The organism is Desulfomicrobium apsheronum (assembly GCF_900114115.1).
GTDB lineage: Bacteria > Desulfobacterota > Desulfovibrionia > Desulfovibrionales > Desulfomicrobiaceae > Desulfomicrobium > Desulfomicrobium apsheronum.
In genome coordinates this window covers 223,665-239,732 of record NZ_FORX01000004.1, presented here as the reverse complement: position 1 = coordinate 239,732, position 16,068 = coordinate 223,665, and the positions used below count along the sequence as shown (strand labels likewise).

Sequence of the window (16,068 nt, the reverse complement as noted above, 5' to 3'; positions counted from 1 at the left end):
ATCTACCTGGTTTGCGCGTAAAGATGACAGGCCACCAGGCCCGAGTTGTCCGAATTGCCGAAGAGTCCGGGCGTCTCGCGCCGACAGATGTCCATGGCGTGTTCACAGCGTGGATGAAAGGCGCAGCCCGGGGGGATGCTGGTCAGGTTGGGCATCATGCCCGGAATCTGGTGCAGTCTGCCGCGCCCGCTTCCGCCCTGGGGCAGCGCCTGGATCAGCCCCTTGGTGTAAGGGTGCCGGGGACTTCCGACGATGCTTGTGGTCGACCCTTGCTCCACGATGCGTCCGGCATACATGACCGCGATCTTCTCCGTGACCTGCGAGACTACGCCAAGGTCGTGGGTGATGAGGATGAGCCCCATGTTTTCGTTCTTGCACAGTTCGAGGAGCAGGGCCATGACCTCGGCCTGAATGGTCACGTCCAGGGCTGTGGTGGGCTCGTCGGCGATGATCAGACTCGGGTTGGTCAGGAGCGATATGGCGATGACCACGCGCTGGCGCATGCCGCCGGAGAGTTCGTGCGGATACTGGCCAAGGCGTTTGCCGGGCGAGGAAATGTAGACTTTCTGGAGCTTTTCGAGCGCGATCTCGCGAGCATGGGTGGTGCTGACCTGATTGTGGGCCTGGATGGTCTCGACCATCTGGGTGCCGATGGTCAGCACGGGGTTCAGGGTCATCATCGGGTCCTGGAAGATCATGCTGATGCGGTTGCCGCGAATGTCGCGCATCTGCTCCAGCGGATAGGAGCTGATCTCCTCGCCTTCAAAGAGGACGCGGCCGGAGGCGATGAAGCCGGGCTTGCTTATGAGGTTGATGATGGAGAAACCCGCCACGGATTTGCCCGCGCCCGATTCGCCCACCAGTCCCATGCGTTCGCCGGGATTGAGCGTGAAATTGATGCCGTTCAGGGCCGTGAGGTCTCCGGAACGCAGCCCGAATTTGACCACCAGATCCTGCACTTCAAGAAGATGGGTCATTGGTCATCCTTTGTACAGTTTGGGGTTGAGCACGTCCTGCACCCAGTCGCCGAGCAGGTTGATGACCAGAATCAGGAGCACGAGCAGAAATCCGGGGAACATGGTGATCCACCACGAACCGCTGAAGATGTAGTCGAAGCCCGAATTGATGAGCGACCCGAGGGAGGGCTTGGTGATGGGCATGCCAAGGCCCAGGAAGGACAGGGCGGCCTCGCTCATGATGGCGTGGGCCACCTGCACCGTGGACAGGACCAGGATGGGCGACATGGTGTTCGGGAGGATGTGTCGCCACATGATGCGGTTTGCCGGCAGGCCCATGACCCGCGCCGCCTCCACGTATTCCTTCTTTTTCTCTGCCAGGACCGAGGCGCGAACGGTGCGCGCGTACTGCGGCCACTCGGCGATGCCGATGACCAGCACCAGAAACGGCACCGCCATGCGTTCGAACGATGCCACGCCGAAGATGGCCTGGAAGATGGCCGAGAGGAAGATGGCCACCATGAGGGTCGAGAAGCTGAGTTGCACGTCGGCCATGCGCATCAGGAAGTTGTCGATCTTCCCTCCCTTGTATCCGGCCAGAAGGCCGAGCACGATGCCGATGACTGCCTGCATGAACACAGCGCCGACACCGATGATCAGCGAGATGCGCATGCCATAGAGCATGGTGCTGAGCATGTCCCGGCCCTGGGCGTCGGTGCCCAGGGTGAAGCTCTTGTCGCCTCCGTCCATCCACACGGGCGGGAGTTCCGAGTCCATGATGTTGATGGTCGTGGTGTCATAGGGGTCGTGGGGAGCGATGACCGGCGCGCCGAAGGCGGACAGGGCCAGTACGGTCAGCACGACGAAGCTGCTCATGGCCACGGGGTCATGCAGAAAACTGTACAAAAAGTACGAGCCGCGGAATTGCTTCCAAAGTCTCATTATTTCCTTCCTGTGATGCGGACCATGGGATTGACCAGGCCATAGATGATGTCAACGGCGGTGTTCACCACGACAAAGATGATGCCGACAAAAATCAGATAGGCCACCAGAAGCGAGGTGTCGGCACGCTCGACGGCTTCCAGGAAAAGAAAGCCGAGCCCGCCCCACTGGAAAACCGTTTCGGTCAGAATGGTGAAGGCGATCATGGTGCCGATCTGCACGCCGCCCACGGTGATGACCGGCAGGAGCGTGTTCTTGAAGGCGTGCACGAACCAGATGCGCATGCGCGGCAGGCCCTTGGCCCAGGCGAATTTGACGTATTCGGTCTCAAGCACTTCCATCATCTCCGAGCGGATGAGGCGCACGAAAAGCGGCAGCATCAGGGCGGTCAGGGCCGTGGTCGGCAGGATGAGGTGCCTCAGGCCGTCGAGGGTCAACAGCCCCGATTCCCAGCCCCAGACGTTCACGGTTTCCCCGCGCCCGTAGGACGGCAACCAGTTCAGTTCGATGGCGAAGACATAGATGAGCAGAATGGCGATGAGAAAAATGGGTACGGACACGCCGATGGTGCTCAGGCCCATGATCAGCCTTGAGAGCAGCCTTTTGGGATAGATGGCGCTGTAGATGCCCATGGGTATGGACAGGACGACAATGAGGAACGTGCAGCACATGACCAGTTCGATGGTGGCCGGAGCCTTGTTCAGGATGACTTCCATGGCCGGCTTCTTGTAGAAGAAGGACTGGCCGATGTTGCCCTGCATGGCGCCTTTCAAAAAGCGTCCGTACTGGATGAGAAACGGGTCGTTGAGTCCCAGCTTCTCGCGGATGGCGTCGCGCTCGGCGGCTGAAACCGAAATGCCGGTCAGCTCGCGCACCGGGTCGCCTACGCTCTGCTTGAGGGCGAAGCCGATGAAGCTGATGATGAGCATGACGATAATGGCTTGAAGAATACGGCGGACAGTGAATGCAAACATGTGTGAATCCGTTGCCGTCCTGACGGTCAGGAGCGCCTGCGGCCGCGCGGACGGGGGGTGTTTGTTCGAAAAAGGGCAGGCCTCGTGAAAAGCCTGCCCCGCGTACACAGTCTTGGCGAATGGATCAAGTCTTCAAACAGGACTATTCCACGACCAGGTCGCCAAGGTAGGGGAAGTCCATGATGTTGACGACGGGCTCGATGTTCACGCCTTTCTTGGCTGCCCAGGACAGATTCTGCCAGTGCAGGGGCACGTAGGCGGCATCTTCGTAGGCGATCTTTTCAACTTCCTGCAGCAGCGCTCTGCGCTTGACGCGGTCGTTCTCGACGTTGGCCTGGTTGACCAGTTCGTCAAGCTTGGCGTTGCAGTAGTTGCCGCTGTTGTACTGGCCCTTGCCGGTGTCCTTGTTGGGGCACATGAGCAGGTACTCGGAGTAGTTGGCGGAGTCCTCGGTGTCGGAATGCCAGCCGACCATCTGGATGTCGGCCACCTGGGCGTCGAATTCATCCCAGTACTGGGCCTTGGGCATGGTCTTCAGGCTGATCTTGATGCCGATCTTGGAGAGCATGGAAACCACGGCCTCGGCGATCTTTTCGTCGTTCACGTAACGGTTGTTGGGGGCGATCATGGTCGCCTCGAAGCCCTTCTCGAATCCGGCTTCCTTCATGAGCTGCTTGGCCTTGGCCAGATCGAAGCGGGGAGTCAGATCTTCCACATAGCCGTCGAAGCCTTCGGGACCCTGCTGCTGGGCGGCGGTGGCGGTGCCTTTCATGAGCTTGGCCACGATGCCGGCGTTGTCGATGGCCGCGATGATGGCCTGGCGAACCTTCAGGTTGGCGAATTCGGGCTTTCTCTTCTGGTTGAGCTGGAAGGTGATGATGCGGCTGCCGGCCATGCTGACCAGATTGATGTCCTTGTTGGTGCTCAGACGATTGAAATCCTGGGGAGGAACAGGGGCGATGAAGTCAACGCCGCCGGACAGAAGAGCCGCCGTGCGGGTCGCGTTTTCCTTGATGGGGGTGAGGATGATCTCGTTCACGTTGCCCTTGCTGTCCTTGTCCCAGTAGTCGGCGAAGCGCTTGTAGACCATCTTCACGCCCTGCTCGCGGGATTCTACGTAGAAGGGGCCGCTGCCGGACTGGTTCTGGTTGGCAAACGAGTACTCGGTCTTGACGATGGCATCCTTGGGCAGGCCTTTCTCGTCGGTGCCGGTGTAGAATTTGGAATCAAGGGGGAAAATGTAGGTGGCCATGTTTTCCACCAGCGGATAGGGCTCGGTGGTGATGATGTCGATGGTGTAGTCATCGATGATCTTGGGCTCGGCGAAGGACGTGAACAGGCCCTTGAAGTCTTCGCTCTTCTTCAGGCGGTCCATGGTCCAGGCCACGTCGGCTGCGGTGAAGGTGTTGCCGGAGTGAAACTTGACGCCTTCGCGCAGGTAAAAACGCACGGTCAGGTCATCGATGCGCTCCCACTTGGTGGCCAGGCGCGGTTCGAACTTCATGTCCTTGGTCCAGCGGATGAGCGGATCAAAGCACAGATGGGTGTACTGCAGCATGCCGCCGGAGAGCTGGACATGCGGGTCCATGGATTCCGGGTCGGCGTCGAGGGCCATTTTCAGCGTCTTGCCCTGGGCGGACGTAGCAAGAAAAATGAATGCCAGTGCGAAAAAGAGCAGTTTTTTCACAAACAACCTCCTTGAATGATGAATCGGTATGATGTCCTGCCGGGAACATCCCGGCGGGGTTTTCACATGAGCTTGTGCTGGTTGGTAAGTATTTGGCAAAACAATCTGATTCGTGCCTGGCCGTAGATGACAAGGCGGCAATACGCATAGCTGATTATGGAAAATAACTGAAGCGAAAAATTCCCCTGAGCGATATATAATCGGTTTCGATCGACAGCCCTGGCCATGCCGCCGCTTTCCGCCCACGGGCTGGATTTCCGTAGGCATCGCGGCTAACGTACCACAGTTTCACTTCGTCAGCGTTTGAACTTGTCCGTGGAGACTTCGCATGCGATCGATATTTTTCTGGATGATTTTTTTGCTGCTTCCGTGCCCGCTCCAGGCCCGGACCATCGTTTTCGCCCCTCTGCCCATGGAAAGCCGGGAGACGGTGCTCAAGCAGTTCATGCCCCTGGCGTTCTACCTGAAGCAGACGCTGGGGTATGAAGTCCAGTTCGATTATTCGGACAATTACGCTCAGATTCTGGAAAAATTCAGGCAGGGCAAGGTCGATCTGGCCTACCTCGGGCCGCTGCCCTACGTGTCGCTCCGCAGCATCGACGAGCACGCCGTGCCGCTGGTCCATTTCAACGAAGCTTCGGGGAGGCCTCTATACACGTGCTCCATTGTCGCCCTCGCCGACGCCGATTTCACCCTGGTCAACATGGAGAAGCGCAAGGTAGCCCTGACCCAGCCTTTGTCCACCTGCGGATTTCTGTCCACCAATGGCTTGCTGCGCAAGCAGGGGTCCAGCCTGGCCGGCAATTTGTACCGTTATGTTAGCAAGCACGACGAGGTGGCCATGGCCGTAGTGCGGGGCGAGTACGATATCGGCGGGCTCAAGACCGCCATCGCCGAGAAATACGGACATCTTGGGCTGATCGTGTTGGCCCGCACGTCTCCGCTTCCTTCCTTCGGCCTCATCGGCAACGGCGCGACCCTGAGCGCCGAGGAGCAAGGAGCCATCCGCGATGCCCTGACCCACCTTGATCCGGCCGGAAGGGACAAGGCGCTGCTTGAAACCTGGGGCGCGAACATCCGCCATGGGGCGGTGCCTGCCCGGGACGACGATTATGCTCCGGTTCGCGAGCTGCTCGGCGACACCCTCATTCCGGAAACCGGAAATTTCTAGATGGCTACCATCCGTGAGTCCGTCCGTGAGTCCATCAACGAGCGCCACTTATTGGTGGTGCTCACCCTTGTCATTGGTCTTGGCGCCTGTTTTTTTCTGTACACGGACTTCGTCCAGAAGGAGCGGGCTCATTTCTCCGAGAAGAAGAGCGTCCTTGAGACGGCTTTCAAGGCCAGCGTGCAGATGTACCGTCTGGCCATGGAAGGATTTTACGACACGTCCCTGAATACCGGGGAAGTGCTCGAACTCATGCGCGAAGCCTCCGGGGCGCAGGAGAACGAGAAGGCGCTGGCGCGTGGACGTCTCTACAGAAAGCTCTTTCCGCTTTTTAAGGCCATGCAGCGTCAAAATCTGCGCCAACTGCATTTTCATCTGGCCGATGGCACGAGTTTCCTGCGTTTCAACATGTCCGAGCATTACGGAGACCAGCTTTTAGGGACGCGTCCGCTGGTGAAGTACGCAAGCGAATCCAAAAAACCCGCGCAGGGCTTTGAAATTGGTCACACGGCCACGGGATTTCGCTACATATTTCCCTTGGGCGATGGGGACAGGCATCTGGGCAGCGTGGAGACGCTCATCACCACCAAGGCTCTGCGCGACGCGCTGGCGGGCATCGATCCCAGCCGCGAAAGTTCGTTCATTCTATCCGGCGAACTGAACAACTCGATGCTTTTTTCTGAACAAAAATGGCTCTACAGCCCATCGACCCTGAATCCCGATTTTCTGGTGGAGGACGCCAATGCGTTTCTGCCGACCAGCCCTCCACCCCTGTCGCCGCAGGCCCTGAGCATCAACAAGGCGCTCGCCGGTGATCCGGGCCTGGATGCCGCCATGGAGAAGGGCCTGCCTTTCGCCACCAGCGTCAATGTCGATGGACATGATTTCGACGTGATTCTGTTGCCACTGAAGGATATCCTGGAACGCACCACCGGCTATCTGGTCAGCTATTCGCGTGATCGGACCGTGGCCGAATACAGGCGGGAGTTTCATGCCTCCATGTTTCTTGTGGCCGGGATTCTGGCCCTGCTTTTCGTGCTGATTTCCAGGCTGCGTGAACGAAGTCTGGCCCTTGAAGCAGAGCGCGGCAATCTGCGTGCAATGAACGACGCATTGGCCGAAGGCGTGTACGTCACCAATCCCGAGGGCGTCATTACCCGGATCAATCCGGCCGGGTGCCAGATTCTCGGATATTCCGAAGAGGAACTGCTGGGACAGGTCGGTCACGATATCTTTCATTGCCACGAGGGCAACACGTACCTGGCGCAGGCCGAGTGCCTGTTTCTGAGGGCGCTCAGCCGTGGTGAGTCGTTCGATGCGGAGGAGTGCTTTCTGGGCAAGGACGGAAAACTTCTGCAGGTGGAAGTGGCCAGCCGCCCAATTTTCAGCAAGGGGGTTTTCGCCAGCACGGTGACGGCCTTTCACGACATCACCGAGCGCAAGCGCACGGAAATGGCATTGCAGGAGAGCGAATTTCTGCAGCGCAGCCTGATGGAGCATCTTCCAGTGGGGCTCATCATCATCGATGCGAAGACCAGGATCATCGAGAAGGTCAACCCGGCTGCGGCCCTGCTTTTTGGCGCGTCCGAACCGGAGATCGTCGGGAAGCGCTGTCACCGTTTCCTGTGTCCGGCCAGCGAGAGCTGTTGCCCCATAGTGGACCTGGGCCGGAACATGGACAATTCCGACCGGATGATGATCCGCTCGGACGGCACAGCCATTCCGGTGCTCAAGACCGTGACCAGGATCAGTGTCGGCGGAACGGACAAGCTGCTTGAGTGCCTGGTGGATATCCGGGGCAGGAAGGCGGCCGAGGAGTCCATGTGGATGCTCAACCGGCAGCTTGAGCAAACCATTGCCCGCGCTGAGAAGCTGGCCAGCGAGGCGGATGTCGCCAACCAGGCCAAGAGCAGTTTCCTGGCCATCATGAGTCATGAAATCCGCACGCCCATGAACGCCATTCTCGGCATGGTCCACCTGGCGCTTGGCACCGACCTCTCCATCCGCCAGCGCGATTATCTGACAAAAGTCGAGCGCTCGGCCAAGGCCCTGCTGGGCATTTTGAACGACATCCTTGATTTTTCCCGGGTCGAGGCGGGCAAGATTGCCCTGGAGAATGTCGAGTTCGATCTGGCGGAGGTTCTGGATAATCTGGCCGCAGTTGTGGGCGTGCGCGTCCAGGAGGGCCCGGAGTTTGTGATCATGGTCGACGGCAATCTGCCGCGTGTGCTCATCGGAGATCCCTTGCGCCTGGGTCAGATCCTGATCAACCTGGCGGGCAATGCCGCCAAATTCACGCACGAGGGTGAGATCCGGGTCAGCGTATCCCTGGAGGACACTACCCCGGGCCAGTCCGCGCGGCTTGGCTTCGAGGTGATGGACACCGGCATCGGCATGACTTCGGAACAGATCAAATCCCTCTTCAGCCCGTTCTCCCAGGGAGACGCCTCGACCACCAGACGCTACGGGGGCAGCGGGCTTGGGCTGTCCATCTGCAAGCATCTCGTTGCGCTCATGGGCGGGGAATTGAGCGTGAGCAGCCAGCCTGCAAAAGGAAGCACGTTCGCTTTCACGGCTGACTTTCTCCTCTCGTCCACGGCTCCGTCCACGGCTCCGTCCACCGGCGATTTTTCCGAAATTTTGGAGGAGGCCCGCCAATGGCGCATGCTGGTCATCGATGACCTGGATTCATCCCGTCAGGTCATTCTTGATGCTCTGCGCGGCATGGGCCTGGATGCCGTGGGGGTGGCTTCGGCGGCTCTGGGGCTCGACGTGCTCGAAAACGACCGAGACGGCGCGCCCTGGCTCGTGCTGGTGGACTGGAAGTTGCCGGATATGAGCGGCTTTGATTTTTTCGAGCGCATGGCCCGTCTTCCCGGCCTTGATCCGGCTCCACGGGCGATCCTGCTGTGTCCCTTCGGCCAGGGTACGTTGATCAAGAGCGCCCCGGAACACGGGTTCGCGGCCGTGGTGACCAAGCCCGTGAGCCGCACATCCCTGGCCAACGGGGTGTCCGAGGCCCTGGGCGTCGATTTGCAGCTCGGCCATTATTGTCCCGTCAGTCTCGCCGGCGAGAGCCGGGCCCTGTATGACGGCGGGCGCATCCTGCTGGCCGAGGATAACGAGCTCAATCAGCAGGTGGCCAAGGGCATTCTGGAACAGGCCGGGCTGACCGTGGTCCTGGCGTCGAACGGCCGGGAAGCCCTGAAGATGGCCGAGGAGGGCGAGTTCGACCTGATATTCATGGATATCCAGATGCCCCTCATGGACGGCTTCGAGGCGGCGCGGCGGATAAAGTCCATCGCGCGTCTGGTCGGCCTGCCCATCGTGGCCATGACGGCTCATGTCCTCCCCGAGGAGCAGCAGCGGATCAGGGAGGGGGGCATGGACGATCATGTCTTCAAGCCCATCGATCCAGACGAGGTGTATCGCGTGCTGAACCGTTGGCTGCAACCCAGGGCCTGCCGCGTGGCCTTGCCGGTCCAGATGCAGGAAGGTCAGGACGTTCCGGCCTTGCGGGACATCGACACGTGCGGAGGCGTGAGGCGTTTTCTGGGCGACAAGGATGCGTATTTCAAGACTCTTTTGCAGGTGCGCCGGGAGTATTCACAGGCCATGTCCGTGCTGCGCGCCCAGATTGAGGGCGGAGCGTTCAAGGAAGCCAGAATGTATGTGCACACAATGCTCGGGATGTGCGGCAATCTTGGCGCCACCAGGGTCGTGACGGCGGCCGCCGATCTTGAGCGCGCCCTGGATGCCGGGAACCTGCATGAGCTTGATGCCCTGTACGTTCAAATGCGCGTCAGCTTTGACGCCATGTTGAGCGAAATAGGCCGGATCGGGGATTTTACGGCGAGAGATCAGCAGTTGCCCGTTCTGGATGACCGGGATCTGGCCGTGTTGCTGGAGGAGCTGTTGCCCGGCTTGCGCTCGCGCACGCCCATGAACTGTCAGGCCGTGGCGGACAAGCTCTGTAACGCGATCCCGTCCAGGAATTTTCAGGGGGACGTGGCCCGGGTTTGCGCCCTCATGGATCAGTACAATTACGCGCCGGCGTTGGCGCTTGTGGAAAACATGCTGGAAAGGATGCACAGGGGACGATGATGGAGCTTTCGCATTGCAGGGTGCTGGCGGTCGACGACACCAAGCTGAATCTGGACATACTGGTCAACTCTCTTGGGGCCGACTACGAGCTTGCCGTGGCGCTTGACGGGGTCACGGCCCTGAAGATGGTTCAGGCGTCTCCCCCTGATCTGATTCTGCTCGACATCATGATGCCGGGCATGAACGGCTATGAGGTCCTGGCCAAGCTCAAGAGCCGCCCCGAGACCAGGGCGGTGCCGGTCATCATGATTTCGGCGCTCTCGGACCTGCACACCAAGTCCCGGGGATTCCAGCTCGGAGCAGTGGACTACGTCAGCAAGCCCTTTGAAGTCGAGGAACTCAGGGTCAGGGTGCGGACGCATCTGTCGCTTGCGCAGGCGCACAAGGATCTGCGGCGGCACAACGAAATTTTGGAGGAGAAGGTCAGGGAGCGGACCCGGGAGCTCATCCTGACCCAGCAGGCCACCATCGAGAGCATGGCCGCGCTGGCCGAGTATCGCGATCCCGAAACCGGGCAGCACATTCATCGCGTGAAGGGTTACGTGACCTTGCTGGCCGAGGAATTGCGGAGTTTGCCCGAATACGCCGGATTGCTGAGCCGCGACTACATCGAAATCCTGGCCCTCTCCTCGCCCCTGCACGATATTGGCAAGGTGGGAGTGCCGGATCAGATTCTTCTGAAGCCCGGTCCGCTGAGCGCCGACGAATTCCGGGAAATGCAGCGCCACACCGATTACGGACGCAACGCCATCCTCTCCGTGCAGAAGAAGCTCGGCTCGATGCCCTTTTTGAAGATCGCCGAGGACATCGTGTACACGCATCACGAAAAATGGGACGGAACCGGCTATCCCAGGGGGCTTGCCGGGACCGACATTCCCCTTTCGGGCAGGATCATGGCCCTGGCCGATGTCTACGATGCGCTCATCAGCCGCAGGGTCTACAAGGCGCCCTTTACCCACACCAGGGCGATGGAGATAATCATCGATGGTGCGGGGACGCATTTTGATCCCGACTTGGTGAGTGTCTTCGGCGAGTTCGCTCCGGGCTTCAGGCAGGTCGCGCTGTTCAATTCCGAGTCCGACGAACAGCGCGATGCTCTTATGTGCTGAAAATGCCCCGTGGTCGCGGTGTCAATTGCCTTTTTCGTCCGACCTGTCCGGGAACGGCTTGCCTCGGCGCTGGTACTTGATGACCGCGTTGGTGTGCTCGCGCAGGGACCGGCTGAAGTGGTGGGACCCGTCCTTTTTGGCCACGAAGTAGAACAGGTCGTGTTTTTCCGGGTTGGAAGCGGCTTCTAGCGCCGCCGCGCCGGGGGAGCAGATGGGACCGGGGGGGAGCCCCGGGTGAACGTAGGTGTTGTAGGGGTTCTTGGGGTCCTGCAGATGGGAGCGGCGCAGATTGCCGTCGAAATTTTCGCCCAGGCCGTAGATGATGGTCGGGTCGCATTGCAGGAGCATGCCGACACGCATGCGGTTGGCATAGACTCCGGCCACGGTGCCACGCTCGGAGGGCACTGCCGTCTCCTTCTCCACCAGCGAGGCCAGGATGACCATGCGGTGCAGCTCTTCGGGGTCTCGCGCCTGCGGCAGGTCCGCGACGGTGTCCTTGAAGTGGCCCAGCAGGGCTTTCAGGATGGGGTAGGGATTCTTGTCCGGGATGCGTGGGAAAAAATAGGTTTCGGGGAAGAGATAGCCTTCGGCGTCGGTGGCGTTTATTCCCTGGGAAACAAGAAAGTCCCGGTCACGGCAGGCCGCAAGGAATTTTTCTGCGGTGGTCAGCCCGGTGGCGTTCACGGCTTGGGCCACTTCGCGCATGGTCAGCCCCTCGGGGAAGTGCAGACGGTAGAGGATGGGTCTTCCCGAGGCCAGGACTTCAAGTATCTGCCGTGGCGACATGCTCGCGGAGAGTTCGAACTCTCCGGCCTGCAGGATGGCTTTGCGGAAGCGGCCGTAGGTCCGGAAAGCCTCGCCCCAGCGAACCAGTCCTTCCCTTTCCAGCCGAGCGGACACTGTGAACAGGTTTTCGCCCGGATCCACATTGAAAATCACCGTGCCGCTGGCGGCCATGTCGAGAGGGGTCTCGATGAACTGCCGGGCCGCGAAGAGCGTGGCCCCGGCCGCGAGCAGCATGAGCGTGATTCCTGCCAGAAAGAGCTTCAGCCAAAGTTTCATGAATTCCCCAGATACGTTTCCAGAATGCAGACCGCGGCCATCTGATCGAGCATTTCCTTGTGCCTTCGTTCCGGCACGCCGGCTTCCCGCAGACGCTGCCGGGCATCGAAGGAGGTCAGGGCCTCGTTGACCAGATGGATGGGAATCTTTGTTCGTCTGGCCAGGCTGTCGCGAAAGTTCAGGACCTGCCGGGTGGTGAGGGTCTCCTCCCCGTTCATGTCAAGGGGCAGGCCAAGCACGATGGCCTCCACGCCTTCACTCTCGATGATGCCCATGAGGTCGGCGAAGAGCTTGTCGCGGGTGCCTTTTTCCAAGGTTTTGAACGGAAAGGCCATGCCGTGCCGGGCCATGGCCAGTCCGATTCTCTTTTGGCCGTAATCGATGCCGAGTATCTTCATGGAATCCGCGTCAGTGTCTGCACTTCGTTTAGCACGGAGGATTTGGCCAACAGCTTGTGGAAGTCCTTGCGCCAGGTGTCGCCGTGCCTGAGCCGGGCCAGGAATTCGAGCGTGTGCATGACGTCGCGCTTGACGCCCATCTCAAGCAAGGTGCGGCTGATGCCGATCTTGCAGGACGGGCAGCCGACGACAACCGGGCTGTCGACCGGGTAGCCCGTGAGGTCGGCGGTGAGCTGCTCCTTCTTGCGCAAGCGCAGACGGTTGTAGATCTTGGGCGAGGTCAGCGCGCCCAGGCCTGATTCGCCGCAGCAGTGGGGCGAAATGGCGACCTTGGAGTCGACCATCTTGCCCAGTTCCGACGCGTAGATTTCCCCGGCCTTGAGGGGGGGAACTCCCGTCCATTCGTGATGACAGGCCGCATGGTAGAGCAGCTGCTCGGGTCCCTGCCCGAATTTGCCCTTGCCCTGCTGGATGATGAACTGGACCACGTCCTGAAATTCCACCTGCCTCGTCTCCAGGGATTTGAGCCGGTAGTTGCGGATGCCTTCACGGCAGGTGCCGCACGAGGTCAGCACAGCCTTGATGACGAATCCAGCCGCCTCGGCCTGGCGGATCAGACCTTCCATGACCTTCTGATTTTCCATGCCGATGCGCTCGAACTGATCCTTGCAGCCGGAAGCCAGGAGCGGATAGCCGCAGCACAGGTGGTCCGGGGGCAGGATCACGCTCACGCCCGCGTCCAGCAGCAGGCGCACCGAGGCCATGCCGATGGAGCGGTAGAAGAGCCCCGCGCCGCAGCCCGGAAAATAGATCACCGCGCGCTTGCTGCCGAGGTTCTCGGCGGTGATGATGTTGCCCCTGGCCAGGCCGAGGCCTTCCTTGAGATTCCGGAACTGGGTGCTTGGCCCCTTGCCGCGCAGCAGCGGGCTGTCCAGGCGCTCCCTCCATTTGGCGGGCAACAGGTTTACTGCGCGGTTGCCCATCTCCTGACCGATGCCTGCGATCTTGGCCATCTTGGGCAGGGTGGTCTGCGGGTCCTGGCTTAAAAGGTTCAGGACCCGGTTCTTGAACGGGTGTCCGCCCGCGCCTTTTTCCTCAAGATAGGCGCGCATCTGCAGGGTCACGTCCTGGGTGCGGATCTTGACCGGACAGATGGCGTAGCATTTGCCGCAGGCCGTGCAATGCTCAAGGATCTTGCGCAGTTCGCCCAGAAGGCGCGTCTGGGGCTCGCCGTTCTGCAACTGCGAGTAGTAGATGGCCTCCACCAGCGCGCCCAGGGTGATGTTCTTGTTGCGCGGATGAAAAAGCAGTCCCTTCTGGGGCAGGTACATGGGGCAGACCTGCTTGCACTTGCCGCAGCGGGTGCAGGTCTGGACGTTCAGGAGCAGGTTGATCAGGCTTTCCTTGCCCGGCAGCGCGGTCTTGTTGATGTCCTTTATCAGCCGGTTGAAGGAGAAGGTGTAGGGCACGACCACCAGGTCGCGCTGGGTCAGCTTGCCGGGGTTGAAGATGTTGTTGGGATCGACCTTTTTTTTGTAGGTACGAAGCGCCGCGATTTTTTCCTCGGCCAGAAAGCCGATCTTGGTGATGCCGATGCCGTGCTCGCCTGAGACCTGGCCCTTGAATTCAAGCACCTTGTGGAAAATCTTTTCCACCGCCTCTTCGGCCAGCCCGAGCATGCGCGGATCGTTGGAGTTGACCGGCAGGTTGACGTGGCAGTTGCCGTCGCCCGCGTGCATGTGATTGGCGATGACCACGCGGGTGGCCAGCATGTTGTCGAAGATCTTGGTCAGTTCTTCGTGCAACTTGGGGTACTTGGATTTCAGATGCTGGAAGAAGAAGGAGGTCTGAAGTTCCAGTTCCTGCTCGGGCAGATTCTCCTTGGTGGTCTTGCCCTTGATGATGGACGAGGCCACGTCCATCTCCATGCGGATGAACTCGTCATCGACCTCGATGCCGGGCAGCAGTTGCACCTGGTGCAGGGCGTCGCGGTAGGCGATGGCCAGGTAATGGAGGTTCTGCTCCTCCAGAAAATCTGCGAAATCCGGGATGACCTCAAGGGGGATGACGATATCCTCGTTGAGCTTGAATCCGCTGGTACGCTTGGAAATGGCCGAGAGCTGATGACGGTCGTGCCAGAAAATCTCCGCTTCGTGGGCGTCGGCCGCGACGAAGCTGTCCACGTTGTCGTAGCGTTCGCAGATCTGGGTGATGCGGCGCACCGCCTCGAAGACCGCAGTTTCATCCATGGAGTCGAGCTGCACGATGAGAACCGAGATGGGGATGCCGTCGAACTTCTGGGATTTCTTGGAATATTCGATGGCCTGAACATACTTGATCCCGAACTCCTCCAACGCCGAGAGCTTGACCAGATCACCCTGGGTGCGGATCTCGTCGCGCAGGGCCACGATGTCTTTGATGACGTACATGGCGTTGCGCATGGAATTTCCGTAGAATTCCAGGCACATGACTCGCGAGTGGGGCAGGATGGGGTACAGGGTGAAGGTGGCCTCGGTGATGATGCCGTCAACGCCCTCCTTCTGCACTCCGGGCAGGCCGCCCAGAAATTTGTTGGTCACGTCCTTGCCCAGCGCCGTGCCTCGGATCTCGTCGCCCTGCAGGGTGATGGTCTCGCGGCTGTTGCCGAATTCGTCCGTGATCTCGAACACTGCCGTGTCTTCGGGCATGATCTTGTGCCGGGGATGGTCCTTGCGGGTGATCTGGATCACGTCTCCCGTGGGCAGGACCATCTTGTACGACAGCAGGTTGTCGAGGGTGGTGCCGTATTCGAAGGCGAAGGGACCTCCGGCGTTCTCCGAGACGTTGCCGCCGATGGATGAGGCCGCCTTGGAGGCCGGGTCCACGGTCAGGAGCAGCCCCTTGGCGGCCGCCGCCTGGATGGCGGTCAGGGTGATGACTCCGGACTGCACGGTGATGGTCCGGGCCTGCACGTCGATGTCGAGAATATCCTTGAAGCGGCTCAGGCTTAAAATCACGCTGCGCGGCTTGGCGGGCACGGCTCCGCCGGTCAGGCCGGACCCTCCGCCACGGGGCACGATGGGAAAGCCCATCTCGTTGGCGAGACGGATGATGCCCTGAATCTGGGTGGTGTTTTCCGGAAAGACGACCAGGGCGGGCAATTCCATGCGCAGGTCGGTGGCGTCGGTGGAGCACTCGATCAGATTGTTCGAGGTCGAGACGATCTGCTCCTTGTTCATGATCGAGGACAGGCGCGAGGTCAGCGTGGCCTTGAATTTCTGGTCGGCTTCATAGCTCTGCCAGAAACGGTCCAGGCAACCGGACAGCTCGCGGTAGTACTCCGGGGACAGGGCCGCGCGTTCGGCCTGCAACCGGGCGTTTACGCTCTGGCGAACATCCTTGGCCGGGATGAAGGGATTGTAGCGGATGATGAACAGTTCTTCGGCCAGATCCAGCGCCAGCTGTTGCAGGTATTCGGGCCAGGTCTGGAATTCTTCGAGCGGGAGGCCAAGAACGCGTTTGACCAGACGTTCGGGCGCAAGGGAGATATGTGGTCCTTTTTGAGGCATGTCGGTTCCATATATAAGGCCGGCGGGCGGCCGCTGCGGTTTTTGGACGGGACGCGAAAAGCGGGTTCGCGGTTAGGCAAACCTGTATTTTTAAACACAAGGCGAGGGGTTGGCAAGGCG

10 protein-coding genes are annotated in these 16,068 nt (G+C 60.2%); 3 read left to right on the top strand and 7 right to left on the bottom strand.

What is annotated here, in order from left to right; genetic code table 11:
• Window positions 1-2: 2 nt before the first annotated feature.
• The 4 genes from BMZ40_RS06600 to BMZ40_RS06585 all read right to left on the bottom strand — a co-directional run bounded on the left by BMZ40_RS06600 (window position 3) and on the right by BMZ40_RS06585 (window position 4,559).
• The gene (locus tag BMZ40_RS06600; RefSeq protein WP_092373309.1) at window positions 3-977 is read right to left on the bottom strand and encodes an ABC transporter ATP-binding protein; all 975 of its coding nucleotides are present in this window, start codon (window positions 975-977) and stop codon (window positions 3-5) included.
• A gap of 3 nt (window positions 978-980) precedes the next feature.
• Window positions 981-1,898: an ABC transporter permease gene (locus BMZ40_RS06595; RefSeq protein ID WP_092373308.1), complete on the bottom strand. Its 918-nt coding sequence runs from the start codon at window positions 1,896-1,898 to the stop codon at window positions 981-983.
• Window positions 1,898-2,872: an ABC transporter permease gene (locus BMZ40_RS06590; protein WP_092373307.1), complete on the bottom strand. Its 975-nt coding sequence runs from the start codon at window positions 2,870-2,872 to the stop codon at window positions 1,898-1,900. The genes BMZ40_RS06595 and BMZ40_RS06590 overlap by 1 nt, the downstream gene beginning before the upstream one ends.
• 142 nt (window positions 2,873-3,014) lie before the next feature.
• Entirely contained in the window at window positions 3,015-4,559 is a 1,545-nt protein-coding gene (locus BMZ40_RS06585) for an ABC transporter substrate-binding protein (RefSeq protein ID WP_092373306.1), read from the bottom strand.
• 328 nt (window positions 4,560-4,887) lie between these two features.
• Here BMZ40_RS06585 and BMZ40_RS06580 point away from each other — a divergent pair, with 328 nt between their 5' ends.
• Genes BMZ40_RS06580 through BMZ40_RS06570 form a run of 3 tightly spaced genes read left to right on the top strand, consistent with a single transcriptional unit; the run spans window position 4,888 to window position 10,940 of the window.
• Window positions 4,888-5,730, top strand: a complete 843-nt coding sequence (locus BMZ40_RS06580; RefSeq protein WP_218143742.1) for a PhnD/SsuA/transferrin family substrate-binding protein — start codon at window positions 4,888-4,890, stop codon at window positions 5,728-5,730.
• On the top strand, window positions 5,731-9,831 hold the full coding sequence (locus BMZ40_RS06575; RefSeq protein ID WP_092373305.1) for a response regulator: 4,101 nt from the start codon (window positions 5,731-5,733) through the stop codon (window positions 9,829-9,831). It begins immediately after the preceding gene.
• Window positions 9,831-10,940 carry an HD-GYP domain-containing protein gene (locus BMZ40_RS06570; protein ID WP_245751047.1) on the top strand — a complete coding sequence of 370 codons (1,110 nt, stop codon included), beginning with the start codon at window positions 9,831-9,833 and terminating at the stop codon, window positions 10,938-10,940. The genes BMZ40_RS06575 and BMZ40_RS06570 overlap by 1 nt, the downstream gene beginning before the upstream one ends.
• Before the next feature lie 21 nt (window positions 10,941-10,961).
• Here BMZ40_RS06570 and mltG read toward each other — a convergent pair whose 3' ends face one another.
• From mltG to BMZ40_RS06555, 3 genes are read right to left on the bottom strand one after another with little or no spacing between them, the layout of a single operon-like run.
• A complete protein-coding gene (mltG, locus tag BMZ40_RS06565; RefSeq protein ID WP_092373303.1) occupies window positions 10,962-12,002 on the bottom strand; it encodes an endolytic transglycosylase MltG in 1,041 nt (346 codons plus the stop codon).
• Window positions 11,999-12,400 carry a Holliday junction resolvase RuvX gene (gene ruvX, locus BMZ40_RS06560; RefSeq protein WP_092373302.1) on the bottom strand — a complete coding sequence of 134 codons (402 nt, stop codon included), beginning with the start codon at window positions 12,398-12,400 and terminating at the stop codon, window positions 11,999-12,001. Before ruvX ends, mltG begins: the two co-directional genes overlap by 4 nt.
• Complete coding sequence (locus BMZ40_RS06555) at window positions 12,397-15,948, bottom strand: FAD-binding and (Fe-S)-binding domain-containing protein (RefSeq protein WP_092373301.1); 3,552 nt, start codon at window positions 15,946-15,948, stop codon at window positions 12,397-12,399. Before BMZ40_RS06555 ends, ruvX begins: the two co-directional genes overlap by 4 nt.
• Window positions 15,949-16,068: the final 120 nt, after the last annotated feature.